General features: G+C 66.3%; 23 protein-coding genes. 12 read left to right on the top strand and 11 right to left on the bottom strand.

Translation table 11 applies throughout. The features are described 5' to 3' along the window. Positions 1-1,296: aldehyde dehydrogenase family protein (locus G3N93_RS12410; protein ID WP_206133114.1), on the top strand; the 1,296-nt coding region annotated here is incomplete at its 5' end. Positions 1,297-1,427: 131 nt separating this feature from the next. On the opposite strand, the gene G3N93_RS12405 is transcribed toward G3N93_RS12410, so the two are convergent. Then, complete coding sequence (locus tag G3N93_RS12405; RefSeq protein WP_174937918.1) at positions 1,428-2,312, bottom strand: patatin-like phospholipase family protein; 885 nt, start codon at positions 2,310-2,312, stop codon at positions 1,428-1,430. A 475-nt stretch (positions 2,313-2,787) separates the two neighbouring features. Here G3N93_RS12405 and motA point away from each other — a divergent pair, with 475 nt between their 5' ends. From motA to G3N93_RS12385, 4 genes are all read left to right on the top strand, one after another. Further along, a complete protein-coding gene (gene motA, locus G3N93_RS12400; RefSeq protein WP_011356381.1) occupies positions 2,788-3,657 on the top strand; it encodes a flagellar motor stator protein MotA in 870 nt (289 codons plus the stop codon). Positions 3,658-3,667: 10 nt separating this feature from the next. Further along, the gene (motB, locus tag G3N93_RS12395; RefSeq protein ID WP_174939911.1) at positions 3,668-4,624 is read left to right on the top strand and encodes a flagellar motor protein MotB; all 957 of its coding nucleotides are present in this window, start codon (positions 3,668-3,670) and stop codon (positions 4,622-4,624) included. A gap of 235 nt (positions 4,625-4,859) precedes the next feature. Continuing rightward, entirely contained in the window at positions 4,860-5,411 is a 552-nt protein-coding gene (locus G3N93_RS12390) for a hypothetical protein (protein WP_206133113.1), read from the top strand. Between the two features lie 120 nt (positions 5,412-5,531). Further along, positions 5,532-6,878, top strand: coding sequence for a DUF2325 domain-containing protein (locus G3N93_RS12385; protein WP_206133112.1), 1,347 nt, complete (start codon positions 5,532-5,534; stop codon positions 6,876-6,878). A gap of 82 nt (positions 6,879-6,960) precedes the next feature. On the opposite strand, the gene G3N93_RS12380 is transcribed toward G3N93_RS12385, so the two are convergent. From G3N93_RS12380 to G3N93_RS12365, 4 genes are all read right to left on the bottom strand, one after another. Next, a complete protein-coding gene (locus tag G3N93_RS12380; RefSeq protein WP_034188511.1) occupies positions 6,961-7,284 on the bottom strand; it encodes a winged helix-turn-helix domain-containing protein in 324 nt (107 codons plus the stop codon). A 105-nt stretch (positions 7,285-7,389) separates the two neighbouring features. Beyond that, on the bottom strand, positions 7,390-7,881 hold the full coding sequence (locus G3N93_RS12375; protein ID WP_174937910.1) for a molybdopterin-dependent oxidoreductase: 492 nt from the start codon (positions 7,879-7,881) through the stop codon (positions 7,390-7,392). A 141-nt stretch (positions 7,882-8,022) separates the two neighbouring features. Next, positions 8,023-8,790, bottom strand: coding sequence for a DeoR/GlpR family DNA-binding transcription regulator (locus G3N93_RS12370; RefSeq protein ID WP_174939906.1), 768 nt, complete (start codon positions 8,788-8,790; stop codon positions 8,023-8,025). A gap of 43 nt (positions 8,791-8,833) precedes the next feature. Further along, complete coding sequence (locus G3N93_RS12365; protein WP_174937906.1) at positions 8,834-9,514, bottom strand: MgtC/SapB family protein; 681 nt, start codon at positions 9,512-9,514, stop codon at positions 8,834-8,836. 268 nt (positions 9,515-9,782) lie between these two features. Between G3N93_RS12365 and G3N93_RS12360 the strand changes: the two genes are divergently transcribed. The 3 genes from G3N93_RS12360 to G3N93_RS12350 all read left to right on the top strand — a co-directional run bounded on the left by G3N93_RS12360 (position 9,783) and on the right by G3N93_RS12350 (position 14,232). Beyond that, complete coding sequence (locus G3N93_RS12360) at positions 9,783-10,727, top strand: choline ABC transporter substrate-binding protein (protein ID WP_174939902.1); 945 nt, start codon at positions 9,783-9,785, stop codon at positions 10,725-10,727. A gap of 23 nt (positions 10,728-10,750) precedes the next feature. Next, entirely contained in the window at positions 10,751-11,431 is a 681-nt protein-coding gene (locus G3N93_RS12355; protein ID WP_174939900.1) for an HAD family phosphatase, read from the top strand. Positions 11,432-11,781: 350 nt separating this feature from the next. Beyond that, positions 11,782-14,232, top strand: a complete 2,451-nt coding sequence (locus tag G3N93_RS12350) for a phosphocholine-specific phospholipase C (protein WP_206133111.1) — start codon at positions 11,782-11,784, stop codon at positions 14,230-14,232. A gap of 102 nt (positions 14,233-14,334) precedes the next feature. Here G3N93_RS12350 and G3N93_RS12345 read toward each other — a convergent pair whose 3' ends face one another. Both G3N93_RS12345 and G3N93_RS12340 read right to left on the bottom strand, forming a co-directional pair. Then, positions 14,335-14,994 (bottom strand): M24 family metallopeptidase, encoded by a 660-nt coding sequence (locus G3N93_RS12345; RefSeq protein ID WP_174937896.1) that lies wholly within the window; start codon positions 14,992-14,994, stop codon positions 14,335-14,337. A 166-nt stretch (positions 14,995-15,160) separates the two neighbouring features. Beyond that, positions 15,161-16,324 carry a porin gene (locus G3N93_RS12340; protein ID WP_174937894.1) on the bottom strand — a complete coding sequence of 388 codons (1,164 nt, stop codon included), beginning with the start codon at positions 16,322-16,324 and terminating at the stop codon, positions 15,161-15,163. Positions 16,325-17,072: 748 nt separating this feature from the next. Here G3N93_RS12340 and G3N93_RS12335 point away from each other — a divergent pair. Then, positions 17,073-17,663, top strand: a complete 591-nt coding sequence (locus G3N93_RS12335; RefSeq protein WP_174937893.1) for a GNAT family N-acetyltransferase — start codon at positions 17,073-17,075, stop codon at positions 17,661-17,663. A gap of 40 nt (positions 17,664-17,703) precedes the next feature. On the opposite strand, the gene tam is transcribed toward G3N93_RS12335, so the two are convergent. Then, positions 17,704-18,489 carry a trans-aconitate 2-methyltransferase gene (gene tam / locus G3N93_RS12330; RefSeq protein WP_174937891.1) on the bottom strand — a complete coding sequence of 262 codons (786 nt, stop codon included), beginning with the start codon at positions 18,487-18,489 and terminating at the stop codon, positions 17,704-17,706. 137 nt (positions 18,490-18,626) lie between these two features. On the opposite strand from tam, the gene G3N93_RS12325 reads away from it, so the two are divergent. The 3 genes from G3N93_RS12325 (at position 18,627) to G3N93_RS12315 (ending at position 21,619) form a co-directional block, all read left to right on the top strand. Beyond that, a complete protein-coding gene (locus G3N93_RS12325; RefSeq protein ID WP_011356397.1) occupies positions 18,627-19,517 on the top strand; it encodes a LysR family transcriptional regulator in 891 nt (296 codons plus the stop codon). 147 nt (positions 19,518-19,664) lie between these two features. Then, positions 19,665-20,948 (top strand): cystathionine gamma-synthase family protein, encoded by a 1,284-nt coding sequence (locus tag G3N93_RS12320; protein ID WP_206133110.1) that lies wholly within the window; start codon positions 19,665-19,667, stop codon positions 20,946-20,948. Positions 20,949-20,995: 47 nt separating this feature from the next. Continuing rightward, the gene (locus G3N93_RS12315; protein ID WP_174937885.1) at positions 20,996-21,619 is read left to right on the top strand and encodes a hypothetical protein; all 624 of its coding nucleotides are present in this window, start codon (positions 20,996-20,998) and stop codon (positions 21,617-21,619) included. Between the two features lie 28 nt (positions 21,620-21,647). On the opposite strand, the gene G3N93_RS12310 is transcribed toward G3N93_RS12315, so the two are convergent. The 3 genes from G3N93_RS12310 to G3N93_RS12300 form a co-directional block, all read right to left on the bottom strand. Continuing rightward, positions 21,648-22,082, bottom strand: a complete 435-nt coding sequence (locus G3N93_RS12310) for a GNAT family N-acetyltransferase (RefSeq protein WP_206133109.1) — start codon at positions 22,080-22,082, stop codon at positions 21,648-21,650. A gap of 166 nt (positions 22,083-22,248) precedes the next feature. Next, positions 22,249-23,088, bottom strand: coding sequence for an ABC transporter permease subunit (locus G3N93_RS12305; protein WP_174937575.1), 840 nt, complete (start codon positions 23,086-23,088; stop codon positions 22,249-22,251). Continuing rightward, the coding region (locus tag G3N93_RS12300) for an ABC transporter permease subunit (protein WP_206133108.1) at positions 23,085-23,988 on the bottom strand (904 nt) is incomplete at its 5' end. The genes G3N93_RS12300 and G3N93_RS12305, both read right to left, overlap by 4 nt.

The raw sequence follows: 23,988 nt of genomic DNA, 5'->3' as shown, positions 1-23,988 counted from the left end.
GCGCGCGACGCGTTCGCCGGCTGGCGCGATACGCCGCCCGCCGAACGCGGCCGCATTCTCGCGACGATCGCCGAGCGCGTCGAAGCGTCGCGCGATCGCCTGGCGGCGCTGCAGATGCAGGTGAGCGGCAAGCCGCCGTTCGAGGCCGACGCCGATGTCGGCGACGTCGCCGCCACGTTCGCGTACTACGCGAAGCTGTGCGAAGACCCGGCGCTGTTCGCGGCCGAACCGGTCGCGCTGCCGAGCGACGCCGTCACGGCCGAGCGCTTCTACGATTCCGTCGGCGTCGCGGCGCTCGTCATGCCGTGGAACTTCCCGATGGTCACGACCGCGTGGAAGCTCGCGCCCGCGCTCGCGGCCGGCTGCGCGGTCGTGCTGAAGCCGTCCGAACTCACGTCGCCGACCGAGCACGCGCTGCTCGACATCGTCGCCGAAGCCGGCGTGCCGGCCGGCGTCGTCAACGTCGTGAACGGCGGCGCCGAGGTCGGCGCGGCGCTGACCGCGCATCCGCTGATCGACAAGATCTCGTTTACCGGCAGCACCGCGGCCGGCCGCAAGGTCATGCAGGCCGCCGCCGTCGACATGAAGCGCGTGACGCTCGAACTCGGCGGCAAGTCGTCGCTGATCGTGCGCGACGACGCCGATCTCGACGTCGCGGTGTCGCTCGCGGTCGCAGGCGCCTTCACGAACGCGGGCCAGATGTGCTCGGCCACCGCGCGCATCCTCGTGCACGACAGCGTGTACCGCAGCTTCATGGCCGCGTTCGAGACGGCCGTGCGCGCGCTCGTCGTCGCGCCGCCCGCCGCGGAACAGGTCGCGATGGGGCCGCTGATTTCGGCCGCGCAGCGTACGCGCGTCGAAGCGATGCTCCAGCAAGGCATCGATGCGGGCGCACGCGTCGCCTTCAGCGGCCGCGTGGCGGATGCCGGCGGCGACGGCTTCTTCATGGCGCCTGTCGTGATTGCCGAGCCGGCCGCCGACAACCCGCTGTGGACCGACGAAGTGTTCGGCCCCGTCGCATGCGTGAAATCGTTCCGCACCGACGACGAAGCGATCGCGCTCGCGAACGACACGCGCTACGGGCTCGTCGCGACCGTCGTGACGCGCGATGCGGCCATCGCGAAACAATTCCAGCAGCGCGTGCGCGCGGGGCTCGTGTGGATCAATGCGCCGCAGCTCATCTACCCGCACGTGTGCTGGGGCGGCTTCGGGCTCAGCGGCATCGGCCGCGAACTCGGCGTGGCAGGGCTGCGCAGCTATCAGGAACTGCGCCACGCGATGCGCGCGATCGACTGACCAGTGCGGCCGTTCAGGCCGTTGGCGGCACCGTGTCTCGTGGCACGGTGCCGTTTTTTTTGTAGCGTTCCGGGAAGCGGCCCGGCAACCGACGTGCGTCGATCATGCGTTTGCACGGCGCGCGAGCCCCCTCAATGCGACAACGCCGCCGCATGGTCGTGCTCGCGCAGCGGGCCAGGAATCGCGCACGCCGCGAGCCCGCCTTCATCGATCCACGCGCGCGTGCGTTCCGCGGCCTTGTCGATCAGTTGCGCGCACTGCGAGTAATCGTATGACGACACTTCCAGCGGACAGAGCGGCGGCACGACATGGATTTGCGCGCGCGCCCCGTACAGCTCCAGATCGCGCACCAGTTGCCGCGCGATCACGAGCGTCAGCGCGTGCGTCGCATGCGCGATCGGGCTGCGTGGCGGGACGCGCAACGCGCAGGCGAACCCGGCCGGCAGCACGACGATTCGCTTGACGCCGAGCGCGATCGCCACCGAGATCGGCGTATTGTTCGCGACGCCGCCGTCGACGAGTTCCACACCGCCGATGCTGACCGACGGAAACACGCCGGGAATCGCGGCGCTGGCCTGCACGGCATCCACGACCGGGCCGGCGGACAGCACGACTTCGCGGCCGCTCAGCACGTCGGTCGCAACGATGTGGAGCGGCAACGCGGCCTGCTCGATCCGCCGGTACGGGAGGTTCCTTTCCAGCAGCAGGCGCAGCGCATCGGCCTCGACCAGATGCGGCCGGTTGCGCAGCAGCATCGCGATGAGGCTGCGCATCGAGAACGGCATCACGTCCTGGCGGCGGATCCTGCACCACAGCGCTTCAAGCATCGCGACGCCGTCCGCGTCCGGCCGGCCGGCGAAATAGGCGGCATTGATCGCGCCCGCCGACGCGCCGATGACGCAACCGGGCCGTTCGCCGCTCGCGACCAGTTCGCGGAGCATGCCGACCTCGATCGCGCCAAGACTGCCGCCGCCGGCGAACACGAAGGCGGTCGGGGGAGTGGGATCGGACGTCACTGTATCCCTCCTGCGGTTGGCGGCGACAGCGCTTTCGCCATGATGGATCGTGCGGCGCTCCTGATGTCCTGATGAAAACCCTGCCGGGTTGCGGCCCCGACCGTTCGTGCGGCGATGCGCGCCGCGCTCCCCGGTATCCCGCGACGTCCCTTTTTGGAAGTCGGTTGCGTCACTCCCGCCCCGTTTCCCGCTCGCATCCCTCCATGCATTCGCGCGATGGCCGCGCATTTTTTGACTTCGATCAAGAAAACCGCGCAGAACGGCAGGTGCAAACGTGTGCAACGCATGCATCACGCGCGATCCGTGGAATCACGGGTTCAGTTGTCCAGACGATCGCCGTTATTGCATCAACACCCGCCGATCGACGTCGTCTTGCAGCAAATCGGCGCCATCGCGGGCATGGAGCGGGGCATCCAGGCGCCCCGCTCGCTTTTGAACAACGGATGCAGCAGCGCAAGTCGCGGACGAGGTAATCATGTTTGTAGCCATCGGGTGGATCGTCGTCATCGGGTCGGTGATCGGCAGTTTTGTCGGCGTGGGCGGCCATTTGCCGGCCTTGCTGCAACCCTTCGAGTTGCTGTGCATTTTCGGCGCCGCGCTGGGTGCATTCGTCGTCAGCAATCCGGTCACGACGCTGAAGAAGACGATCAAGACCCTGCCGACCTGTTTCAAGGGCGGCGGCTATACGAAGCAGCAGTACGTCGAACTGATCGCGCTGTTGTACGAGCTGCTGCAGAAGGCGCGCCGGGACGGCATGATGGCGCTCGAGGCCGACGTCGATGCACCCGAGCAAAGCCCGCTGTTCCAGAAGTATTCGCACGTGCTCGAAGACCATCACCTGCTCGACTTCATCGTCGATTACTTGCGGATGATGTCGGGCGGCAACGTGAACGTGCTGGAGATGCAGGACCTGATGGACGAGGAACTGCATACGCACCATGCGGAGGCGTCGGTCGCGGCCAATGCGATCCAGAAGATGGCGGACGGCCTGCCGGCGTTCGGCATCGTCGCCGCGGTGATGGGGGTCGTGCATACGATGGGCTCGGTCGGCGCGCCGCCCGCCGTGCTCGGCAAGATGATCGCCGGCGCGCTCGTCGGCACCTTCCTCGGCATCCTGCTCGCGTACGGCTTCGTCGGTCCGCTCGCGGATCTGCTCAACGCGAAGGGCCGCGCGGCGGCCAAGCCGTTCCAGTGCGTGAAGGCCGTGCTGCTCGCGTCGATGAGCGGCTACGCGCCGCCGGTGGCGGTGGAATTCGGCCGCAAGGTGCTGTTCACGGCCGATCGCCCGAGCTTCAAGGAGCTCGACGAGGCCGTCCGCGCGACGAAGTCGCCCAAGGCCGCGTAACGGAGGCGCCATGGCCGACAGTCGCTCCAACCCGTCGAAACAGTCCGTCGCGGCATCGCTCGTCGTCGTGCGTCGCAAGAAGGGCGAGGACCACGACGCCCACCACGGCGGCGCATGGAAAATCGCGTACGCCGATTTCGTCACGGCGATGATGGCGTTCTTCCTGCTGATGTGGCTGCTCGGCTCGGTCTCCAAGTACGACAAGCAGGGGATCGAGGACTACTTCAACACGCCGCTGTCGACGCTCCTGTCCGGCGGGAAGGATGGGCAGGCGCCGCGACCGAGCGTCGTGCAGGGTGGCGGCCGCGACATGACGGACCCGGCGCCGGCGATCGACTCGAAAGCGCAACCGGTGCCGGCCAGCTCGCCCACGGCACTCGCCGGCAACGTCGACACGCAAAAGCTCGAACGCCTGAAGGCGAAGCTGACCGCGGCGATCGCCCAAAGCCCGTCGCTGCGCGCGTACCAGGACCAGATCCGGATCGCGATCACCAACGAGGGTTTGCGCATCGAGATCGTCGATTCGCTCAAGCGCCCGATGTTCGCGTCCGGTAGTTCGCAACCCGAAAGCTATGCCACCGCGATCCTCAGCCAGATCGGTACGGCGCTCGACGATGTCGAAAACCGCGTATCGATTGCGGGGCACACCGATTCGACGCCGTATCCCGACGGTTCCACCGGCTATTCGAACTGGGAGCTCTCCAGCGATCGCGCGAACGCGGCGCGGCGTGCACTGGTCGCGGGCGGGTTGCGGGAAGACAAGCTGCTCCAGGTGCGCGGGCTCGCGGATGTCCTGCCGCTCGACAAGAACGTGGCGGACGAGCCGACCAATCGCCGCATCAGCATCCTCGTGATGAACAATGCGGCCGAGCAGGCGTTCTTTCACGACGGCGGCCGGACGACCGTGGACGAAACGGCAGGCGCCCGGGCCGCCGGACTGCCGGCGGCGGTGACGCGGCAGCATTAGGCGCGTTCGCGACGGCCTTGGGCCGGAGGTGTCCGGCCACGCGCAAGATCCTCCTGCCCGGCAGCATGTCCGCCCGCGTCACGGCCACGTTCGGAACGGCCGTAAGCCCCATCGACTGACCAGTCGGCCGCCCAGGCCGTTGACGGCACCGTGCCTCACCCACGGTGCCGTCTTTTTCTGCGCACTCGATATATTCCGTAAAATATATCGATACCTGCACTTCCGGAGACTCACCATGCCCCGCACGCCGACGGACCGCGCCCCGCAGCGCGCCGCACGGGAACAGCCGCTCGCGCGCAAGATCAGCGCGCTCAGGCCGCTGTCGAGCGACGCGCGCGCGCAGCAGGTCACGGATGTCGTCGACGCGTTCCGGCGCCTGCGCGGCAGCGTCGTGCGCTTCATCCGGATGTTCTCGGCCGCGCATGCCGACGACATGCCGGACGATGCGCTGTCCGCCCTGGGTTTTCGTGAACTGCTGTCGACGCTCGAAGACGAAGCCCGCGCCGCCCGCTTCACGCGCCTGCCCGAACTCGAACGGGTGATCGGCCACGCGCGCCGCCTCGAACGCACGCGCGACGACGTGTTCTCCGATTCGTTCAGCAACGACCCGGCCGCGATGCGCGACGCGGTCGCCGCGCTGGAGCGCGTCGATGTGCTGTTCGTCGGGCTGTGCGTCGAGTACGTGATGGCGCGTCATGCGCCGGCATCGCTCCCCGTTTCGCCCGAGGCCGCAGCCCCGGCCCCTGCCGCACTGCCGCTCGCCGACCATTCAATCGCGCTCTGCTGACCGCGCCATGCGGCCTTGCTCCATGATTTCCCCGGAATTTCGTGCGTTATATTCCGTGGTATATTTCGCGAATCTTTCGCGCATCCGTCTCCGGCTAGACCACGCCGGACAGAGGTCAACATGCACGCTCCGCCCTTTCGCCTTGCCCGCACGGCGGATCTCTCGTCACCCGGCGGTAATTTGCCCGCGGCAACCGGCGTGCGGGTCGACGCATGCTGCGCGCCGTCGCGTGCGCAACTGACCGAACTGAAGCGCCGCACGCGCCTGTCCGAACTCGATGCGAACCTGCACTGCTCGATCATCGGCACCTGCCTGACCACGCACGAACTGCGCAGGCTCGTGCCGAAGTTTGCCGACCTCGACCGCCAGCACGCGACCGACCTCGAGATCCATCACGCGGCCGTCGAGCTCGCGATCGACGGCACGGCCGGCGCCAAGGCGTTACACAAGGCGCTCGACGAGCGCTACGCCGGCGCGATTCGCGCGTTCGACAGCGCGAAGGACGCGGACGAACTCCTCGCACGCTGGAAGGAGGCGCTGAAGAGTGGCGACATTCCGCCCGCCTACTGGGCGCTGATGACGCATCCGCGCACGACGATGGGCGTGCGCCAGGCCGCGTTCGGCGACCTGCACATGCTGTCGCACCTGGTCGGCTCGGCCAATCGCGCGGACATCCGGCGGCTGGTCGCGCTGGAGGAAGAGAATGCGGCGCTGCTCGCGAAGATCGAACGGCAGCAGGCGCGCCTGCACGAAATGAGCGCGCAGCGCGACGCGGCGCTGCAGGAACGGGACGCCCTCGCCGCGCGCCAGAACGCACAGCCGCTGGCGGCTGAAAGCGTGTTGCGCGACGAAGTGCACGAACTGCGCGAAGCGCTGGCTGCGCGCGACGAACGGCTCGCGCTGCACACGAGCCGCCGCGAGGCAGCCGAGCAGCGGATCGCCGCGGAACAGGCGAGCGCCCGCGCGATGCGCGCGCGGCTCGACGACCTGATGGCGATGGTGAAAACGCTGCGCGCCGAAGCGAGCGCGATCGAACAGGCGGTGCAGGCGTCGGCGGACGATCCAGCCGAACGCGCAGCCGATCCGCTGTCGATCCTTCAGGGTACGCGTCTGGTCTATGTCGGCGGGCGTCCGGGCTCGAACCGCGCGATCAGGCGGATCGTCGAAACGGCGGGCGGCGAGGTGACGCTGCACGACGGCGGCATCGAGGATCGCAAGGGCCTGCTGGCAGCGGCGCTACCGGGCGCACAGATGGTCGTGTTCCCGGTCGACTGTATCGACCACGATTCGATGAACCTGCTCAAGCGCATCTGCGAACGCCACCACATCGCGTACTACCCGTTGCGGACGGCGAGCGTCGCCAGTTTCGTCGAACTGATCGGGCGGCTCGATGCGCAGGCGCGCGACGTCATCGCGCCGGATGCCGCCACGGGCGACACGCCGCGCTTCTGCCTGCGACACGGCTAGGGCATGGCTCGCTTCGCCGCATGCGTTGCACGCGGCCGTTCAGCGGAGCAGTGAAAGCCTGTTGTCAGCGTAAGCGCACCCTTCAGCGCCGCACCATTTTCGTAAGCGCGGCGATGTCGTCGGCGCAGGCCGCGTAAGCACGCGCCTCGATCCCGCGATAGAGCCGGATGATCTCCTCGCCGACCGGCGTGAGCACGCTGCCGCCACCGCTCTGCCCGCCATGTTCGGATACCGTCGCCGGCGATTTCAGCGAGCGGTTCAGTTCGTCCATCAGCAACCACGCACGCCGGTACGACATCTTCAGGCTGCGCGCCGCCGCCGAAATCGAACCGTGCTCGCGCACGGCTTCGAGCAGCGCGACCTTGCCCGGCCCGAGCGCGATCGTGTCGGCTTGCTGGATACGCATCCTGAACCGCACCTCAGGCTTGGGGTGTGCCGGTGTCTTCATGTTGTCCCGCCGTTTGAACGATGCGGGCAAGCATACACGATGGCCGGTGCGGCGCGTGCCGGTTCAGAGCTCGAGCACGCGCGCGACGATGCCGGCCAGCCGCTTCACGTGGCGCGGCGCGGGCAGGAGATCGGCGCCCGAGAACAACAGCGGTGCGCCGTCGTCGATCGACAGCGGCGCATCGCCGCATTCGAACGCGACGATCACGTGTTCGCCGACGGGCGTGTTGAACAGCTCATGCCAGGAAAACGTGACCGCGTAGCCGTCGTGCGCATGCGCGATGAACACCATGCGCTTGAAGTCGCCCGGCGCGTCGTTGCGCAAGCCCGCCGCGTCGAGCAGGTCCTTCAACCGCGCGCCGCGATACGGCGCGACCGAGCGAATGAAGCGGTTCGTCGTGAAGCAGCGCAGGTCGAACGGCTCGGCCGTCGCGCTCGCGTGCCGGCGCAGGTCGTCGAGCGTCACCGTCATCGGCCGCTCGAATGCGCCCGTCAGCGCGATCGAGCCTGCCGCCGCCTGATGCGCCGAAGGCGCCGCCGTCCCTGCCATCTCCATCGCCCGCCTCCATGACGGCCCGCCGGTAGGCGCGCCTGCGTTGTATCGACGGATATATTACGCCGCTAAAAAACCGGCCGACAGAATGCGCGCCGCATGGGCGGCATAACGACAGCCGATCGTGCCCCGCACTGCGTGGCGCTACGCCAGCACGATGTGCTTGATGGCTTTCTTGAGGCTCTTGTAGCTGTCGACCGATTCCGCCTTCGCGTCCGTCACCAGCGTGCCGATCCGCGCCGGCTCGCAGAAGCCGATCCGGCTGTTCGTGCCGAGCTTGCTGAAATCGGCCAGGATCGCGACGTCCGCCGCGTTGCTGACCATCGCGCGCGCCACTTCGGTTTCCATCCGGTCGTAGTTGGTCGCACCACGCACGGCATCGACGCCCACCGGCGACAGCAGCGCGAGATCGGCGCGATAGCGGAAAATTTCTGCCACCGTGCCGTCGCCGACGGTTGCTGCCGCGCGGCTGCCGATCATCCCGCCGAGCAGGATCGTTTCGTTGTTCGCGTGCGTCGGGTCGCTCGACCGCATCTTCAGTGCGACGTCGATCGAGTTCGTGATGATCGTGAGGCCCGACAGCTTCGCCAGTTCCTCGGCCAGCAGCGTCGTGGTCGTGCCCGCGTCGATGAACAGCGTCTGCGAGCCCGTGACCAGCCGGGCCGCCGCGCGGGCGATCGCCAGCTTCGCCTTCACGTGCGTCTGCGCACGTTCGGCGATCGGCGCTTCGTCGCCCACCTGCACCGCACCGCCATGTACGCGCTTCAGTTCACCGAGCGCCTCGAGGTCGACGAGATCTCGCCGCACGGTTTCCCGCGACACGTTCAGGTCGGCCATGATCCGGTCGGTGGAAACGCGCTGCATCTTCGATAACAGAAGCCGGATCCTCTGGTATCGCTCTTCTTGCCACATGGAATGTCCTCGGAATGAACGTCAATGTTATTCGAATGGCGAACTAGGCTGCGCTCTCCTCCAACTTTTTGATGCCGACGAGGGTCTGCAGGGATTGACGGACCGCCTGGACCTCGCTGCTCGTCATCTTTGAAAACACCACGTGGATGCGATCGTCGTCCGGCGCGGCGTCGTCCTGTTCGATGATGAACTGGACGATGCGCGCCTGGTCGATGCCGGGCATCGCCTGCAGCGAGGTCAGCTTCACCGCGCCGCGACTCGCGAGAATCCGCACGCCCCAGCGCTGCCGCACCGCGAAGAAGCGCTTCTCGATCGGCTTCAGGCCGGCCAGGATCGCGAGCACGATCGCCGTCGCGGCGATCGCGGCCACGTACATGCCGCCGCCCACGGCCAGCCCGACCGCCGCCACGACCCACAGGCTCGCCGCGGTCGTCAGGCCGCGGATGATCTCTCCACGCAGCATGATCGAGCCCGCGCCGAGGAAGCCGATGCCCGACACGACCTGCGCGGCGACGCGCGACGGGTCCAGCGACACGTTCTTCGCGTTCTGGATATCCGCGAAACCGAACGCCGACACGACCATCACGAGCGCAGCGCCCACGGCCACCAGCATGTGCGTGCGCAATCCGGCCGCCCACGACAGGCGCTCGCGCTCGATGCCGACGATGCTGCCGAGCAATGCCGCCAGCAACAGGCGGGACACGATTTCCAGCTGACTGATCATGCGAGGTCTCCTTGCTTTGCCTGGTCTACCTGATGAAGCACGGCCCGCCTGGGCCGTCGCCCGATTCTTCCCGCCCTCACCCGCCCGTCGCCCAACCCGGCAACCGGCAGGTTGTATTTTTGTGCGATCTTGCGATTTTGTGCGTTCTAATATACGGTACGCAAAACTACAAAGCCAGACCCAAGTTCGTTTGTTTCATCCGATCAGCACGATCAATCGTCAGACCATTCAGGCAACACGATCCGGAACACTTGCTTAGGAGACCCACATGATGAAGAAGGCATGGATGCTGGCCGCAACACTGCTGGCGGCGCTGGCGACGGCCCCCGCTCACGCGTCGGAAGGCGACGTCTGCAAAAAGGTGACGCTCGGCGATGTCGGCTGGAGCGACATCGCCGCCACCACCGGCGTCGCGATGATGCTGCTCGATGGGCTCGGCTACGAGGCGACCAAGACGATCGCGTCGCCGCCGATCGTGCTGGCCGGCGTGAAGAAGGCGCAGATCGACGCGTTCCTCGGCTACTGGGATCCGAGCATGACGTCGACGGTCAAGCCGTTCGTCGACGCCGGCGCCGTCCACCAGCTGCCGCAGCCCAACCTGATCGGCGCGCGCTACACGCTGGCCGTGCCGCAATACGCGTCCGACAAGGGCCTCAAGAACTTCGCCGATATCGCGAAGTTCCGCGACCAGCTCGACGGCAAGATCTACGGGATCGGCGCCGGCAACAACGGCAACGCGCTGATCCAGCGGATGATCGACAAGAACGAGTTCGGGCTCGGCGGCTTCAAGCTGGTCGAATCGAGCGAGGCCGGGATGCTCGTGCAAGTGACGCGCGCGGTGCAGGAGCACCGGATGATCGTGTTCCTCGCGTGGGAGCCGCATCCGATGAACATCAACTACAAGATCGCCTATCTCGACGGCGGCGATACCGTGTTCGGCCCGAACTACGGCTCCGCGAAGGTCTACACGCTCGTCACGCCCGGCTACCTCGAACGCTGCCCGAACGTCGGCCGGCTGCTGACCAACCTGAAGTTCACGACCGACGAAGAGAACCAGTTGATGGTGCCGATCATGAATCACGCCGATCCGGTCGCCGTCGCGAAGGAATGGGCGAAGAAGAACCCCGGCGTGCTGTCGAAATGGCTCGACGGCGTCACGACCATCGACGGCAAGAACGCGAAGGACGCGATCGAGAAGCTCATCGGCGCCTGAACACGCAACACAAGGAACCACCCATGTACAAGAATCTCGCGCTGTTCGACCTCGACCACACGCTGTTGCCGCTCGACAGCGACCAGGCGTGGAGCCGCTTCATCACGCGAGTGGGCTGGCGGGAAGACGACGCGCACGTGGCGCTGATCGACGAGCACTACGGTCACTATGCGGCCGGCACGCTCGACATGGACGCGTATCTCGCCGTGACGCTCGCGCCGCTCTCCCGCTATCCGCGCAAGGTGCTCGAACGCTGGCATGCACGATTCATGGACGAAGTGATCCGTCCGGCGATCACGCCGCAGGCGCGCGAGCTGGTCGACCGGCATCGCGAGAACGGCGACCTCTGCTGCATCGTGACGGCGACCAACGTCTTCGTCACGCAGCCGATCGCGGCGGAATTCGGCATAGAGCACCTGCTCGGCATCGAGCTCGATACCGACGACGGCACGCCCGGCGGCGCATTCACCGGGCGCAGTACGGGCGTGCCGAGCTTCCGCGAAGGAAAGATCGTGCGCACGACCGCATGGCTCGCGTCACTCGGCTACGCGCCGTCCGATTTCGAACGCACCTACTTCTACAGCGATTCGATCAACGACGTGCCGCTGCTCGATTACGTCACGCATCCGGTCGCCACCAATCCCGACTCGAAGCTGTTGCAAGTGGCAGGCACGCGCGGGTGGCCTGTCATGAAGTTGTTCTGATTCGGGCGATATTCTCTGCTGTCCATTTTCATGTCTGGAGGGGTAATGAAATACGGAGCACGCAGCAACAGTCTCGATCATTCAGGAATCCGATTCGAATCGGATCGAAAGCCAATCGTCAAGTCGAGCCGGACGGAAAGCCGCTTTCCGCACTGGCGCGGCGTTTTCGTGATCGCACTCCTGTGCACGCTGGCCGCTTGCGGCGATGGCGACTCGGGCACGGCAGCCAGCGTGGCGGCCGCTCGCGCCGCCGCTCCGGGCGCGGCGTCCACGCCTGTCCTGCACTGCGCGAGCGCGTGCCACTGACCGACGCCGGCCGCGAGGCCAGCCATCCACGACAGAGAGCGATCATGCAAAACAAACCCACAACACGACGTCAATTCCTCGCCGATGCGTTGAAGCTCGCCGGCGCCACCGCGATCACGGGCATGCTGCCCGAAAGCATCGCACGCGCGCAGGCCATTCCGGCTGCCACCGTGACCGGCACGATCCAGGACGTGAAGCACGTCGTGATCCTGATGCAGGAAAACCGCTCGTTCGACCACTACCTCGGCACGCTGGGCGGCGCACGCGGCTTCGGCGACCCGCGGCCGGTCGTGATCTCGAGCGGGTATCCGGTGTGGCGCCAGCCCTGGCTGACGTCCTACGTGTTTCCGTTCAACCCGTCCCCGCCCTCCGGCACCGCGAACGGCGACACCTACTACGGCGACCTCGACCACAGCTGGAGCGGCACGCACAGTGCGTGGAACAACGGCTGCTACGACAACTGGGCCGACGCGAAGACCAGCGGCACGATGTACTACTTCACGCAGAACGACATTCCGTTTTACTACGCGCTCGCGAGCGCGTTCACGGTGTGCGACGCGTACCATTGCTCGATGCTCGGCCCGACGGACCCGAACCGGCTGTATCTGTGGACCGGGTGCTGCGGCAACGTCACCGGCTATTCGCCGTACACGACCAACACGATGACGGGCACCGGCTGGACCACGATGCCGGAGCGCCTGAACACGGCCGGCGTCACGTGGAAGTTCTACCAGGACAAGGGCAACGGCCTGGATGCCGGCCATGGTTACGGCGAATACAACGGCTCCAAAAGCGATCTCTGGTGGAACGGCAATTACGGCGACAACGTCATCCTGAACTTCAAGCAATACCAGAACCTCGGCGCAAACGATCCGCTCGCGCCGGCGCTCAACGGCACGCAGATCGATCCGTCCGGCGGCGGCAAGGAATACGACACCAACCTCTTCAGCCAGCTGCGCGCCGACGTCGCCAACGGCACGCTGCCGCAGGTGTCGTGGATCGCCGCGCCCTACGCCTACTGCGAACATCCGTCGTGGGCCGCGAGCGGCGGCGAATGGTACGTCAGCAACGTCCTGAATGCGCTGACGTCGAATCCGGCGGTATGGGCCAGCACGGTGCTGCTCGTCATGTACGACGAGAACGACGGCCTGTTCGATCACATGCCGCCGGCCGTCCCGGCCAGCTCCGCTGCCGGCACCGGCCAGTCGACGGTCTCGACGGCCGCCGAATTCGTCGCCAGCAGCGGCGCCGCATCGGACGGCTCGGCCAGCGGCGACGTACCGATCGGGCTCGGCCCGCGCGTGCCGATGTTCGTGATCTCGCCGTGGTCGAAGGGCGGCAAGGTCAACTCGCAGGTCTTCGATCACACCTCGGTGATCCGCTTTCTGGAAGCGCGCTTCGGGCTGCAGGAAACCAACATCACGCCGTGGCGGCGTACGGTGTGCGGCGACCTGACGTCGGCCTTCGATTTCTCGAACACGGACCAGACGGTGCCCGCGATCCAGCCGCCGGCGAGCAACATGAACCCGAACGGCTCGACCGTCCCGATCCCCTACCCGACCACCACCGCGGTGCCGGCGCAGGCCACCGGCCGCAGCACCGCCTGCCGCCTGCCCTACGAGTTCTTCGTGCAAGGCAAGGTCAACCGCGCCGGCCACACGCTGGCGCTGACGATGACCAACACCGGCACGGCCGGCGTGCACCTGCAGGCGTGGGTCGACGGCACGAGCACGATCCCCCGCCATTACACGATCGCGGCCGGCGCGAGCCAGTGCGCGAACCTGTCGGATTCGCTCGCGCTGAACAGCGGCGGCAGCTACGACTATTCGGTCTACGGGCCGAACGGTTTCCTGCAGACGTTCCGCGGCAGCATCGGTTCGTCCGGCAACACGGGATCGACCGCCGAAATCAGCCTGTGCTACGACGTGGCGAACGGCAACGTGCAGATCACGCTCGACAACTCGGCCGGCGCCAGCGCGACGACGTTCCAGCTCACCGACAACGCGTACGGGATGAACACGAAGCAGTCGTTCACCGTCGCCGCCGGCGCGACGCAAGCGGTCACGTGGTACGGCGACGCCGGCTGGTACGACGCCAGCATCCGCGACGCGAACGACCCGAACTTCCTGCGTCGTGTGGCCGGCTGCGTGCAGACGCAATCCGGCGCGCTGCTCACGGATTCGGCGATCGGCAATACCAGCAAGAAGTTCGTCGCGTCGCTCGCGTCGCAGGGCTCGACGTTCGGCACGCTGCGGTTCGACTACGTTGCGCCGCCGTGGAGCCACAGCCCGAAGAACTGGGTCGGCATCTTTGCGCATGGCGCGCAGCCGACCAAGGGCAGCTACAAGTCGTGGGCGTATCTGCCGAAAAGCAGCGGCTCGCTGCTGTTCTCGTCCACGGCCAACAGCGCGCTGGCGTCGGGGCAGTACGACGCGTGGTACCTGTTCGACGACGGCTACACGCCGCTCGCGGGCCCCGTCACGATCACCATCTGACGGCAGGGCCGGACCGTGTCGGCCGCCCGCATGGGGCCGACACGCATTCGGGCGCGACGTACCCCGTTGCGCCCGAATGCTTTTCCAGCCGTACGACACGCGCTAGACGAGCAGATCCTCGTAGAACGCGCCGAACGGCCGTGTCGGGTGCGCGATCTGGATTTCGAGAATCCACAGCCCGGCCGCCGGCGCGGCATCGAAGTCGCCGAGATTGCCGGCCTTGTAGATCGCGTGCGGAAAGTCGCTGACGCGATGCCCCTTGATGTCGACGTTCAGCCGGAAGCCGTGCGCATCGGCGCGTTGCGCGGCGAATTCGTACAACGCGATGCCCGCGCAGCCGGTGGTGCGCCAGTGATGCTCGACTTCGTCGTAGATCACGCGCGCCGCGTGCGCGCACGCGTGCATGTCGGGATCGTCGCCGCGCACGAACGTCGCGCCCGCGTCGCCCTCATGCTTCGCCCATACCGCGCCCAGGTCGATGAAGAAGATGTCGTCGTCGGCGAGGACGGGGTCCGCCACCGAGCGCTCCTTGAACGTGCGCAGCGTGTTTTCACCGAAACGCACGAGCACCGGATGCCAGATCCGGTCCATCCCGAGCGCTTTCAGCACGCTCAACCCCAGCGCGTTGGCCTCCGATTCCCGCATGCCGGGCCGGATGCCCTCGGCGATCGCGTCGACCGCCTGCCATGTCATGGTTCTTGCGTGCTGCATCGCGTCGAGCGAAAAGGCTTCGCCGACGGCTTCGCGGTGCGTCGAATTCAAGATGGTGCTCCCGTGCGGGTGAAAGGGGGGTGGTCAGTCGTTCGTCGTTTCGATATGCACAGGAGAATATATCGATTCGCCAATCGGTGCCGACTCGCGCTTCGTCGTACGCCACAGCAAAACGGGCGCCCCGATGGAGCGCCCGTCAGCGTGTGTGTGCGCTGGATCAGAACTTGTGACGCAGGCCGATCCGCGTGACGAACTGCGTGTTCGCGCCCGCGTTGCCGATGAACGATCCCGACGAGCCGATCTCGGCCTGCACCGGCACCACGCGGCCGTTGATCGTGTTGCTGCCCGACGCCTTCTGGTAGGCCGCGCTCACGTACACGTCCGTACGCTTCGACAGCGCATAGTCGACCGCCGCGTTGACCTGGTGCCACTTGCCGTCGTAGCGGCCGTCGAGCTTCGAGAACGTATAGCCGAGACCGCCGCTCAGGGCCGGCGTGAACGCATAGCGGCCGCCGATTTCGTAGTTGTTCAGCTTCGACGTTTCACCCGACAGCGGCACGAACTTCGTGTGCGTCCAGTTCGCCCACACGAGCGCCGCCGCGATCGTATAGCGCGCGCCGACGCCGACCGTCTCGAGGTCGCGCAACCCTTGCGTGTTGACGTTCGCGATGCTCACGCCGAATGCAGGCTGTGCGCCGTTCGGAAAGCGGATGTTCGTGTATGCGGCGCCGATGCCGAACGGCCCTTGCGCATAGTTCGCGCCGAAGCTGTACGCGCTCGATGAACCCTGCGAACCGTTCGCACCGGTCGTGGTCGGCGTGCCCGCGAACTGCGTCGAGTTCGAGAAGCCGTACATCGCGCCGAACGTCAGGCCCGCGAAGTTCGCGCTCTGGAACTTCACCGCGTTGTTGATGCGGCTCGACGTCAGCTGGTCGAGGTCGTTGATGTGATACGCGTAGTTGCCGGCCGGCGTCTGGCTGCCCATCGAATAGTTCGCGCCGATGTAGTCGGTCGAGAACGAGTACTGGCGGCCGAACGTCAGCGAGCCGATCCCGTTCTTCGACAGGCCGACGAACGCCTGGCGGCCGAAGATCGCGCCGCCCTGGCCGATCGAGCCATCGCCGCTGCTGAAGCCGTTCTCCAGCACGAACAGCGCCTTCAACCCGCCGCCGAGATCCTCGGTGCCGCGGATGCCCCAGCGGCTGCCCGACGCGACGCCGTCACCATATTTGACGAGCTTGTCGTGCCCGCCCGTCGTCGCGACCTTGTTCGAATACGTGATACCCGCATCGATCAACCCGTAGAGCGTGACGCTGCTTTGCGCGTGCGCGGCGGCGCCGAACATCCCGAGTGCGGCCGCGGCCACGATGGTCTTTTTCATGCTCACTTCCTTTTGTTGTTGACGCGCGCGCCTGCCTCGCAGCGTGACGCGCGGCGTATTGACGAAGAACCGACTGATGAACGAGCGCAAGCCACAGGATCGCCACACGCACCAACACCTCATGCGCGTGCACGATGTTCCGTTTCGATGCCAGTGTGGGCTTGCTGAAGCGGCATGCCGCGGGGGCGGCCGCTCGTGTTGCAGCGTCGGTCAGCGTGCGCTCCGGTTGCGCATGCCGCGACGACGCGTTGCTCCGGCGATGCAGGTCAGAATCTCTTCCGGCTTTCGTGGAGCGGTGGACGACGTGACGCCTGACGACGCCACGACCTTCGATATATTTTTCGGAATATATCGATTTGTCACCAAACGGTAAACAATTATTCGGGTTCCTGTCGTCTTTCATCCACATGCGGCCAACGGCCTCGCGGATCGAATGCACGACACAGGCGGCCGTCACCGCACCGAAGCAAACACGGGGCCCACGCCGAAATCCAGCATAATCAGGCGGTTGAACGAGCGCCTCAACCGGCGTGCGAGCCCCGCACACGTTTGCGTCACCGTCCGGTTCATCGCCTGACCGCGCTCCACCGCCACGGACGCAGCCAGTCTGTGCCGGCCGCGTGCGCGGCGAATTGTGCAGGTGCAAGAAATCGAAGCAAGAACAAACGCGATGCGGCGCTCATCATGGCGCCGGCAATCGCATCACGGACACCACCACGCCATCCCGCAGAAAACAGGACACCGACACATGGACCGAACCGAGCACATCAGCATCGAACAGACGAGCGGGCTGCCCGCCGACGAACTGGACCGGTGCGACTTCTCGTTCGACATCGCCTGGGAATTGAACGCGCCGTATCAGGACTTGCTCGATCTCCGCACACTACCGACGCGGCGCAAGCACTACGGCTTCGATCCGGCCGGCTGGGCGGACGAGGCGTCCGGCAAGACGGCGCTCTTTCGCGCGACGGCCGGCGGCCGGCTCGCCGGGTTCGTGGCCATCGGCCAGAGCTGGAACGGGATGGCCGAGATCGCGGAGCTGGCCGTCGATCGCCACTGCCGGCGGCAAGGCATCGGGCAATTGCTGCTGGCGACCGCCGAATCGTGGGCGCGCAGCCATGGGTTCGGCTTCATGCGGCTGGAAACGCAGTCGAACAACATCGCCGCATGCAGCACGTATGCCCGTTCGGGCTTCGTGCTGGGCGGTCACGATCGCCTGCTGTATGCCGACGACGAGAACGACGGTGAAGTCGCGCTGTTCTGGTACAAGGACCTGCGCGACGGGCAGACCGCGCGGATTCGCACGGTCGACCCGGAATCGGTGCGGCCGGTGGGCTGACGCACGGCCGCCCGCGCTTCATGACCGAATCATTGCCGCTTTACGTCCGCGTCGCGACGATGAACAGGCGCGGGAACGGCAGCAGCACGGTGCCGTCGGCGAGCGCCGGATAGCCGCGCGGCCCCGCGATCGCGTCGTGATACTGCGAGAGAAACGCGGTACGCTCGCCCTCGTCGAGCGCCGCGAGGAACGGCCGCAGCGCACTGCCCTTGAACCATTCGACGACCGCGTCGGCGCCGCCGCGCAGCGGGTGGTAGTAAGTCGTGCGCCATACGTCCACACGCGAGCACAGCGGCGAAAGCAGCGCGTGGTAGTAGCGCGCGTCGAACCGCTCGGTGCGTGCCGCCCCCTTCAGCTTGTCCGCCCACGGCCCGGCCGCGGCGACTTCGCGCATCAGCCGGTGCGCGGGTTCATCGAGGTTGTCGGGCATCTGCACCGCGAGATGACCGCCCGGCGCGAGCCGGCCGACGAGCGCCGGAAACAGCGTGTCGTGCGCGGGCACCCATTGCAGCACCGCATTCGCGAGAATCAGGTCGTAGCCGCCCGGATCGTCCCAGGTGGAAATATCCACGACATCGAAACGCAGGTCCGGCAGGCGCTTGCGCGCGGCGTCGATCATGTCCGCCGATGCATCGATCCCGTGAACCGTTGCGTCCGGCGCACGTGCGAGCAGCGCCTCCGTCGAATTGCCGGGCCCGCAGCCAATGTCGATCGCGGTATGGATCGGCGTGTTCGGCACGGCGGCCAGCAGATCGCGGATCGGTCGCGTGCGCTCGTCCTCGAATTGCACGTACTGGGCGGCGTATCGATCGAGTGGGGTCGTCATGTCGTTTCTCCTGGTCGGCGTGGACGGCCTCGCCTTCTACGCGGATGGGATGCCGGCGGCCGTCGATGCACCGCATTCTGCGATCGTCACGGAGTTCAGTAAAATGAATTTAATATCGTGATTGATTCAAATATCTGATGAAAATCGATACGCTCGGTGTCCAGGCCTTCGTCGCAATCGCCGACGGCGGCAGCTTCCGGCAGGCAGCCGAAACGCTGCACGTCACGCAAACAGCCATCACGCAACGGCTGCGCAAGCTCGAAACCTTTCTCGGCGTCGCGCTCGTCGAGCGCACCACGCGCCGCACCACACTCACCGAAATCGGCCGGCGTTTCCTGCCGCAAGCGCGCCGGCTGCTGAACGAGCTGTCCGATGCGCTCACCGAAATTCGCGAAACCGGCCTGAGCCAGCGCGGCGACGTCACGATCGCGTGCGTGCCGACGGTCGGCGTGCAATACCTGCCCCGCATCCTGCGCGCCTTCTCCGCGCACCGGCCGCACGATCGCGTGAAGATCCTCGATCACGCGTCGGCGTCGGTGCTGCAGGCCGTGCTGCATCGCGAGGCCGAGTTCGGCATCGGCATCGCCGGCGACCAGCATCCCGAACTGGTCAACGTCCCGCTGACGAGCGATCCGTACGTGCTCGTGTGCCGCGACGATCATCCACTCGCGAAGCGGCGGCGCATTCGCTGGGCCGCGCTGCAGCCGCATCCGCTGATCTTCGCCGGCGAAGTGAGCGGCAATCGCGGGCTGCTCGACGGCGCGCTGAAAACGAGCGGTGTGTCGCTGCATTCGTTCTACGAAGTGCAGCGCAGCTCGACGGCGCTCGGGCTCGTCGCGGAAGGGCTCGGCGCGGCCGTGGTGCCGAAGCTCGCGATCCAGAAGAACGCGTATCCGATGATCCGCACGATCGAGCTCGTCGAGCCGGCGGTGTCGCGCACGCTCGTGCTCGTCACGCGCAAGAGCGCGCAACTGTCGCCGGCCGCCCGTGCGTTGTACGACATGATCGTCGAGCAGGCGACACCCTGACGATAGTGTCAGGGGGTGGGTCACGAAGCAGCGCCTTCGGGGTAGTATCGCCACACGCGGTCGCAACGGCCGGTGCCTACCCGGCGCCGCGCGCGTCATGCCACCGCAGCAACGGCCGTTCCTCACCACCCCTGCACGGAGCACTGCATGGCCTATCGCAACTATCACAAGCGCAAGATTGCAGACCGGGAACTCCATCCCGAAACCCAGATGATGTCGTACGGCTACGATCCGTTCCTGTCGGAAGGATCGGTGAAGCCGCCCGTGTTCCTCACGTCGACGTTCGCGTTCCGCACGGCCGAGGACGGCGCCGAATTCTTCGACGTCGTGGCCGGACGCAAGCCTTCCCCCGAAGGCGAAGGCGCGGGCCTCGTCTACAGCCGCTTCAATCACCCGAACCTGGAGATCGTCGAGGATCGCCTCGCGCTGCTCGACGATTCCGAAGCGGCCGTCGTGACGTCGAGCGGCATGTCGGCCATCGCCGCGATCCTGCTGACGTTCCTGCGGCCGGGCGACTGCGTCGTCCAGTCCGTGCCGCTGTATGGCGGCACCGAGACGCTGATCTCGAAGTTCCTGCCCGAGTGGGGCATCCGCTCCGAAGTGATCGCCGACGGGCTGTCCACCAGCACGATCCGCGCCGCGCTCGAAGCGGCCGCGCAAAAGGGCAACGTGCGGATGTGCTACATCGAGACGCCCGCCAATCCGACCAACGCGCTGTTCGACCTCGAAGGGCTGCGCAGCGAGATCGATGCGTTCGAAGCGCGCCACGGCTATCGCCCGCTATCGGTCTGCGACAACACGCTGCTCGGGCCGCTGTACCAGAAGCCGTCGCGGCAAGGCATCGACCTGAGCGTGTACTCGCTGACGAAATACATCGGCGGGCATAGCGATCTCGTCGCCGGCGGTGTCACGGGCAGCCGCGCGCTGATCACGAAGATCCGCTCGGTCCGCAGCACGCTCGGCTCGCAGCTCGACCCGCATTCGTCGTGGATGATCACGCGCTCGATGGAAACGCTCGTGCTGCGCATGCAGCAGGCCGCCCGCAGCGGCAGCGCCGTCGCTCGCTGGCTCGCCGGAAATCCGCATCGGCCGGTGCGCGTGCTGCACCCCGAGCTCATCGACGATCCGGCCTACCAGGCCGTCTATCAGCGCCAGTGCACCGGGCCCGGCTCGACGTTCGCGTTCATCCTCGATGGCGGCCGCGAGCAGGCGTTCAGGTTCATCAACCACCTGACGCTCTTCAAGTCCGCGGTCAGTCTCGGCGGCACGGAATCGCTGATCTGCCATCCGGCGTCGACCACGCATTCGGGCGTACCGGCCGATGCGCGTGCGGCGGCGGGTGTGTCGGAGGGGCTGATTCGCGTGTCGGTCGGGCTCGAACATCCGGACGACCTGATCGCCGACCTGTCTTACGCGCTGGAGCATTGCTGATACGCGTGGCATGCGCCCCGTGGCGGTTCGCACGGGGCGGCGCCGGGATGCCGGCGTTCGAGCCGCGTAATCGTGCTTACCGAAGGATCCGCACCATGAACACCACGCGGCATCGATACCTGATCAGCAATCTGCAACACGCGCCGAACGTGACCATGACGATCGTGCACACGCTCGACAAGCCGGACACCGCTTCCTACCGGTACTGCACCGGGCGCGTGACCGTCGAGCTCGACTACCCGGAAACGTCATCCGGATCGACCACCCAGGTCAGGAAATTCCCGTTCGACGGCAAATGGTTTCCACTGGATCAGCGGTCGTTCGAGATGCACGTCGGCGACTTCATCCTGCCGCCTGAATTGTGCCGTCAGGGCATCGGCACGCTGTGCTGGTCGGAGATCCGTCGAACGCTTCCCCTTCCATCGAGCTGCCCGTTCTTTCTCAGCGGCGGCCTCAGCGACAAGGATGCAACGATCACCGGCAAGATCCTCGGCAGGGAGCAGACGATCGACAACATCGCACGCCGCGACGCATTCTGGCGCCGCATGCTGGATCCGGCCACACCGACGTTCATATCCGACAAGAACGGCGAGGGGTCATTCAGAGGCCTGTTCGTCGATCCGGTCGCGCACCCCAGCTACGTGCCGAAGGCGATCGCCACGACGATCTGAGCACGCGACGCAAGGCGATCGAACCGGGTTACAGCACCTTCACCATGAACACGCGCGACGTCCCTTCCGGCTCGCAAGGCACCTCGCCGAACGCTTCGTAGCCCTGCTTCCGGTAGAAATCCGGCGCCTGGAACGAGATCGTGTAGAGCACCGCACGCGCGCATCCGCGTCGTTTCGCTTCCGCTTCGGCCTCGCGCAGCAGCCGGCTGCCGAAGCCGCCGCCGCGCAGCGATTCGGGCAGGTAGAACAGATCGATGAAGAAGAGGCCGAGCGACGTGCGCCCCGTCAGGCCGCCCAGGATCTCGCCGGTCGCGGGATCGGTGACATACACGTCGAGCGCGGCCGCGTCGGCGCGCCCCGTCATCGCGTGATTGAATTCACCGAGCTTGCGGCTGATGAAGTCGTGTGCGGCCGGCTGCCCGGTGTCGGTGAGCCGGATGGAAACGTCGGGTTGCGTTGTCATGGGGCGGGTTCGGTCGAAGAGAGAGTCCGCCGGACATGCAACACCGCCGGCGGGAATCGTACGACTATAGCGCGTCGGCGGGCATGCCGTGCTGGTACGCCCGCCGCCTTCGTCACGCATCACGCGGCCGGCCAGCCGCGTTCATGCCTTTGCCCCGCGCCCCCTCTCACGCCACCGCGAACGCCGCCTTCATGTCGGCGATGCGGCGCCGTTCACGCGCGATCATCATCCGGTTCACGACGATCACGCCGATCGTCACGGCCGTGATGAACAGCGTCGCCAGTGCGTTCATCTCCGGGTTCAGCCCCAGCCGCACGCGCGAGAACACCACCAGCGGCAGCGTCGTCGAGCCCGGCCCGGAAAGAAACGCCGACAGCACCAGGTCGTCGATCGACAGCGTGAAGGACAGCAGCCAGCCCGACAGCAGCGCCTGCGAGATCAGCGGCAGCGTCACCACGAAGAACACCTTCAGCGGCGTCGCGCCGAGATCCAGCGCCGCCTCTTCCAGCGACTTGTTCATCTCCTTCACGCGCGACTGCACGATGATCGCCACGTACGACACGCACAGCATCACGTGACCGATCCAGATCGTCACCATCCCGCGACCCTTCGGCCAGCCGAACATCTGCTCCAGCGCAACGAACAGCAACAGCAGCGAGATGCCCTGGATCACTTCCGGAATCACCAGCGGCGCGTTGATCATCCCCGTGTACAGCGTGAAGCCCTTGAAGCGGCCGAAGCGCGCGAGCACGAAGCCCGCCCACGTGCCGATCACGACCGATGCGGTCGCGGTCAGCAGGCCGATCTTCAGCGACAGCCACGCGGCGTTCAGCAGCTCGTCGTCGTCCAGCAGCGCCGAGTACCACTTCAGCGAGAAGCCCGACCACACCGTCACCAGCTTCGACTCGTTGAACGAGTACACGACCAGGCTGATGATCGGGATGTACAGGAACAGGAAGCCGAAGGCGAGGACGCCCGTCGACAGCGGTTTGCTCGGCTTGATCATTTCGCGTCCTCCAGTTCCTTGACCTGGTAGTACTGGAACAGCGCCATCGGCACCAGCAGCAGCATCACCATCGCGACCGTCACGGCCGACGCCATCGGCCAGTCCATGTTGTTGAAGAATTCATCCCACATCACGCGGCCGATCATCAGCGTGTCGGCGCCGCCGAGCAGTTCCGGAATCACGTACTCGCCGACTGCCGGGATGAACACCAGCAGGCTGCCGGCGATGATCCCGTTCTTCGACAGCGGCAGCGTGATGCGCGTGAACGCGACCCACGGTTTCGCACCGAGGTCGTACGCGGCTTCGAGCAGCGTGAGGTCCATCTTCACGAGGTGCGCGTACAGCGGCATCACCATGAACGGCAGGTACGAATAGACCATCCCGATGTAGACGCCCGCGTCGCTGTGGTAGAGGCGCAGCGGCGTGTGGATGATGCCGAGCGCGATCAGCGTGTGGTTCAGCAGGCCGTCATCCTTCAGGATGCCGATCCAGGCGTACACGCGGATCAGGAACGACGTCCAGAACGGCAGCATCACGGCCATCATCAGCACGTTGCGGCGGTTCGGTTCCGAGCGCGCGATGTAGTACGCCATCGGGTAACCGATCAGCAGGCACAGCACCGTCGATACGGCGGCCATCTTCAGCGAGCTGAGGTAGGTCGCGATGTACAGGTCGTCCTGCAGCAGGAACGCGTAGTGCGACAGCTGCAGCGCGAAGTGCACCACGCCGTCCTTCATCTCGACGAGCGACGTGTACGGCGGGATGCCCATCACCTGGTCGGCGAAGCTGATCTTCAGCACCAGCACGAACGGCAGCGCGAAGAACACGGCAAGCCACAGGAACGGCACGCCGATCGCGACGCTGCGGCCCGACGGCAGGAAGCGCTGCAGCATCGCGAAG

This window comes from Burkholderia sp. Se-20378 (genome assembly GCF_017104665.1).
GTDB lineage: Bacteria > Pseudomonadota > Gammaproteobacteria > Burkholderiales > Burkholderiaceae > Burkholderia > Burkholderia lata.
The sequence above is the reverse complement of the archived record's forward strand: the minus strand, read 5'-3'. Positions and strand labels throughout refer to the sequence as shown.

Bases quoted from the DNA above. Each gene is read 5' to 3' on its own strand.
- G3N93_RS12380 (WP_034188511.1), bottom strand. From the start codon at position 7,284: ATGCGTATCCAGCAAGCCGACACGATCGCGCTCGGGCCGGGCAAGGTC.
- G3N93_RS12320 (WP_206133110.1), top strand. From the start codon at position 19,665: ATGGCCTATCGCAACTATCACAAGCGCAAGATTGCAGACCGGGAACTC.
- motA (WP_011356381.1), top strand. From the start codon at position 2,788: ATGTTTGTAGCCATCGGGTGGATCGTCGTCATCGGGTCGGTGATCGGC.
- tam (WP_174937891.1), bottom strand. From the start codon at position 18,489: ATGACGACCCCACTCGATCGATACGCCGCCCAGTACGTGCAATTCGAG.
- G3N93_RS12375 (WP_174937910.1), bottom strand. From the start codon at position 7,881: ATGGAGATGGCAGGGACGGCGGCGCCTTCGGCGCATCAGGCGGCGGCA.
- G3N93_RS12370 (WP_174939906.1), bottom strand. From the start codon at position 8,790: ATGTGGCAAGAAGAGCGATACCAGAGGATCCGGCTTCTGTTATCGAAG.
- G3N93_RS12310 (WP_206133109.1), bottom strand. From the start codon at position 22,082: ATGACAACGCAACCCGACGTTTCCATCCGGCTCACCGACACCGGGCAG.
- G3N93_RS12385 (WP_206133112.1), top strand. From the start codon at position 5,532: ATGCACGCTCCGCCCTTTCGCCTTGCCCGCACGGCGGATCTCTCGTCA.
- G3N93_RS12340 (WP_174937894.1), bottom strand. From the start codon at position 16,324: ATGAAAAAGACCATCGTGGCCGCGGCCGCACTCGGGATGTTCGGCGCC.
- motB (WP_174939911.1), top strand. From the start codon at position 3,668: ATGGCCGACAGTCGCTCCAACCCGTCGAAACAGTCCGTCGCGGCATCG.
- G3N93_RS12355 (WP_174939900.1), top strand. From the start codon at position 10,751: ATGTACAAGAATCTCGCGCTGTTCGACCTCGACCACACGCTGTTGCCG.
- G3N93_RS12390 (WP_206133113.1), top strand. From the start codon at position 4,860: ATGCCCCGCACGCCGACGGACCGCGCCCCGCAGCGCGCCGCACGGGAA.
- G3N93_RS12335 (WP_174937893.1), top strand. From the start codon at position 17,073: ATGGACCGAACCGAGCACATCAGCATCGAACAGACGAGCGGGCTGCCC.
- G3N93_RS12365 (WP_174937906.1), bottom strand. From the start codon at position 9,514: ATGATCAGTCAGCTGGAAATCGTGTCCCGCCTGTTGCTGGCGGCATTG.
- G3N93_RS12305 (WP_174937575.1), bottom strand. From the start codon at position 23,088: ATGATCAAGCCGAGCAAACCGCTGTCGACGGGCGTCCTCGCCTTCGGC.
- G3N93_RS12350 (WP_206133111.1), top strand. From the start codon at position 11,782: ATGCAAAACAAACCCACAACACGACGTCAATTCCTCGCCGATGCGTTG.
- G3N93_RS12325 (WP_011356397.1), top strand. From the start codon at position 18,627: ATGAAAATCGATACGCTCGGTGTCCAGGCCTTCGTCGCAATCGCCGAC.
- G3N93_RS12315 (WP_174937885.1), top strand. From the start codon at position 20,996: ATGCCGGCGTTCGAGCCGCGTAATCGTGCTTACCGAAGGATCCGCACC.
- G3N93_RS12360 (WP_174939902.1), top strand. From the start codon at position 9,783: ATGATGAAGAAGGCATGGATGCTGGCCGCAACACTGCTGGCGGCGCTG.